Annotated in this window: 1 pseudogene; it reads left to right on the top strand. The window is 44.0% G+C overall.

What is annotated here, in order from left to right:
• Positions 1-299: 299 nt before the first annotated feature.
• Positions 300-527: pseudogene (locus AC3G7N_RS22525) on the top strand (hypothetical protein); the annotation flags it as partial.

Raw genomic sequence — 527 nt, forward strand, 5'->3', positions numbered from 1 at the left:
AAGCTTTAAGGTCGCCATTATTTCAGAAAAGTCCCGCCAAAAGGTCACCATATATGAAGGCAGGAGTATAGGAAATAAAGCCATAATCCAAGTGCCAGCCATTAAAGTCCGAGGAGTTGAAGTAGAAGTAACGAAAAGTACCCGAGAGCCTAGATTGAAAGGAATATCAGTTTACTAGAGTGGCGGGGACGGTGGGTCGAAGGCGGGACGGAGGGACAGGTCCCTCTGTTCCAAAGTGAAACTTATTCAGGTTCTAATCCGTATGAAAATTAACATAGTAGATACAAGGAGGAGCTTTGATGGGGGAGTCTATCTATTTTACGGATAACTTTTTTTCGGCGGGCAATACGGATATGTACAATGGGAAACAGGAGCGGGTTGGGTCGCTAGATTTAAAGAGTGCCTTTTCTTCTGGTGTCGATATTCTGGATGTGGAAGGGAATATCGTTGTAAAAGGTTCTTTTCCCTTTTTGTCGAACGGATGGATTGTCAAGGACCAGGAAGATCGAGAGATTGGTAAACTGAAG

The sequence above is a fragment of the Virgibacillus carmonensis genome (assembly GCF_057836705.1).